Here is a 2,638-nt window from a genome sequence, read left to right on the forward strand (position 1 = left end):
GGACCGAACCTCGCGGTCCGCCCGAGGAGTAGGACGGGTGTGAAACGCGAGCAGAGACAGCGGCAGGACGACGAGTTCAGCGCGTTCGTCGTCGGGAGCGGTCGGCAACTGCTGCGGCTGGCCGAGCTGTTGACCGGCGACCCGGACCGGGCCAAGGACATCGTGCAGTCGGCGCTGGAGCGCGCCTACCTGCACTGGCACCGGATCACCGGGGACGACCCCACCGCGTACGTCCGCCGGATCGTGGTCAACCAGCACCGCGACTGGTGGCGCCGGCTGCGCAACCACGAGCTGCCCATCGAGCACACCCCCGACCGGCCGCTCACCGAGGACCTCGCCGAGCGGCAGGCCGAACGAGCCCTGCTGCACCAGGCGTTGGGCACCCTCACCCGCCGGGAGCGGACGGTCGTCGTGCTGCGGTACTACGGGGACCTCACCGAGGCCGCCGTCGCGGCCGAACTGGGCATCGCCCAGGGCACGGTGAAGAGCACGCTGCACCGGGCCATGTCGAAGCTGCGCGCACTGCCCGAACTCGCCGACCGCTCCGGCGTGACGGCGAGTCCCACGACGCACATCGAGGTGACGGTATGAGCTTCGAACACCGGCTCGGCGACCTGCTCAAGGACCAGGACCCGTACGCGACCGGGCCGGATCCGGTGCCGATCATCGCCGCCGCCCGACGGCGCCGGGCCAGGCGCAGAGCGGGGACCGCCGCGGCCGCGGTCGCGGTGGCGCTGGTCTGCGGGGCGACGGCGGTGACGGCCGGCAGCGCCCGGCACGTCGGGCAGGTCGCGGGCGAGGCGGGGGCGGCGTTCACCCCCGTCGCCGTCCCGAGTCCCGCGCCCGCCGCCACGCCGAGCCCCACGGCCACCGCCACGCCGCTGCCGCTCTCGCCGGTGCAGCAGGTCGGTCCGGGGCAGCGCATCGAGATGGCGGCCGGTGCCCGGATGTGGGTCAGCCCGTTCGAGAAGTGCGACAACTACCAGCCGGACGGCTCCGACTCCGGCACGAACTGCAAGGACGTGCGCAGCGACAACCTGGAGCACGACAAACCCGCCGTCTACGTCCAGTCGCACGGCGACCGCGACCGCTTCATCATCGCCAGCTTCTACCTCGGCCCGGTCGCCCCGGCGAGGATCATCGCGTTCACGGGGGGCAAGGCGACCGTCGCCACCCTGGTCAGCACCCTCGGAATGCAGCGGTGGATCGGCTACTACGTGGTGCTGCCGCCGCTGCCGGAGGCGGATCCGGCCGCCCACGGGCGTCCGGTGCGCCCCGCGATCGCGGCGTACGACTCCGAGGGCAGGCTCCTGGCGGAGCTGCCGGGCACCACCGCCGACGGCGCCGACGAGCGGGCCCCGCAGCAGCTGTGACCCGGTCCGGCCAGCAGTCGGCTTGACAGCTCCGCTCACCGCTTCGCGTAGTCCGCGAAGCCCTGCCAGTCGACGATCACGCAGGGCTCGTCACCGACGGTCCAGGCGTCGTGCCCGGGCGGGCAGAGCATGAAGTCTCCGGGCCCCACTTCGGCCTCCTGGCCGCCGTCCATGACGATCTTCATCCGGCCGGAGAGCACGTACCCGGCATGGGCGGCCTGGCAGCTCTCGGTCTTGGCGATCGGCTTCACGTGCTTGGACCACTGCCAACCCGGCTCGAACACGGCCCGGCCCACCGGGCCGCCGTCCAGGTTGACCAGCCGCAGTTCCCCCGTGCCCTCCTCGAAGGGGCGGACTTCCTCGGGATCGTCGAAGTTCCGCTGGTAGAGACCGGACATGGCGCGCTCCTCTCCCGCGAGGACCGCCCGGCCGCCGGCGGGTGGCCGGGCCGGCCCTGCTGGCCCTTCCAGTCTGCGCCCGGATCGGGGATCGGTCACGTTGGGTGGTCGATCCCGGGGCGGGCCGGGCGGGCCGGGGCGGTCCCGGGGCGGGAGGTCAGTCCCCGGTGCGGGCCACGCCGATCGGGCAGGAGGCGCCGGTGCCGCCGAGACCGCAGTAGCCGTTGGGGTTCTTGGCCTCCGACAGGTACTGCTGGTGGTACGGCTCGGCCGGGAAGAACGGGCCGGCCGGGGCGATCTCGGTGGTGATCGGGCCGTAACCGAGCGCGGTCAGCGACGGCTGGAAGGCGTCCCGGGTGGCCACCGCGGCCTCGGCCTGGGCGGGGGAGTGGGTGTAGACGGCGGAGCGGTACTGGGTGCCCACGTCGTTGCCCTGGCGGTTGCCCTGGGTCGGGTCGTGCGCCTCCCAGAAGGTCTTCAGCAGCCGTTCGTACGAGATCACCGCCGGGTCGTACACCACCCGGACCGCCTCGGTGTGCCCGGTCAGCCCGCTGCACACCTCCTCGTACGTCGGGTTGGGGGTGTGGCCGCCCTGGTAGCCGACCAGCGTCGTCCAGACGCCGGGCAGCCGCCAGAAGGCGCGTTCGGCGCCCCAGAAGCAGCCCAGCCCGAAGTCGGCCACCTCCAGGCCCTCCGGGTACGGGCCGGACAGCGGGTGCCCGAGCACGGTGTGCGGCTCGGTCAGGGTGAAGGCCGGGGTGGGCCGGCCGGGCAGCGCCTGGTCGGCGGGGACCAGCGAGGTCTTGTGGCGGTTGAACAGCACGGCCTGCTCCAGCGGGTCGGGAAACCTGGCGCAGTGTCCAACGC

At 73.3% G+C, this 2,638-nt stretch carries 4 protein-coding genes; 2 read left to right on the forward strand and 2 right to left on the reverse strand.

Annotation, left to right across the window (positions count from 1 at the left end; genetic code table 11):
- The first annotated feature begins 39 nt into the window (after positions 1-39).
- On the forward strand, positions 40-591 hold the full coding sequence (locus ACFU6K_RS36130) for a SigE family RNA polymerase sigma factor (RefSeq protein WP_380670444.1): 552 nt from the start codon (positions 40-42) through the stop codon (positions 589-591).
- The gene (locus ACFU6K_RS36135) at positions 588-1,373 is read left to right on the forward strand and encodes a hypothetical protein (protein ID WP_380670446.1); all 786 of its coding nucleotides are present in this window, start codon (positions 588-590) and stop codon (positions 1,371-1,373) included. Before ACFU6K_RS36130 ends, ACFU6K_RS36135 begins: the two co-directional genes overlap by 4 nt.
- Before the next feature lie 35 nt (positions 1,374-1,408).
- Here ACFU6K_RS36135 and ACFU6K_RS36140 read toward each other — a convergent pair whose 3' ends face one another.
- A complete protein-coding gene (locus ACFU6K_RS36140) occupies positions 1,409-1,771 on the reverse strand; it encodes a cupin domain-containing protein (RefSeq protein WP_380670448.1) in 363 nt (120 codons plus the stop codon).
- A 157-nt stretch (positions 1,772-1,928) separates the two neighbouring features.
- A complete protein-coding gene (gene msrA / locus ACFU6K_RS36145; protein WP_380670450.1) occupies positions 1,929-2,594 on the reverse strand; it encodes a peptide-methionine (S)-S-oxide reductase MsrA in 666 nt (221 codons plus the stop codon).
- Positions 2,595-2,638 lie beyond the last annotated feature (44 nt).

Source organism: Kitasatospora sp. NPDC057512, from assembly GCF_042802135.1.
Taxonomy (GTDB): Bacteria; Actinomycetota; Actinomycetes; order Streptomycetales; family Streptomycetaceae; genus Kitasatospora.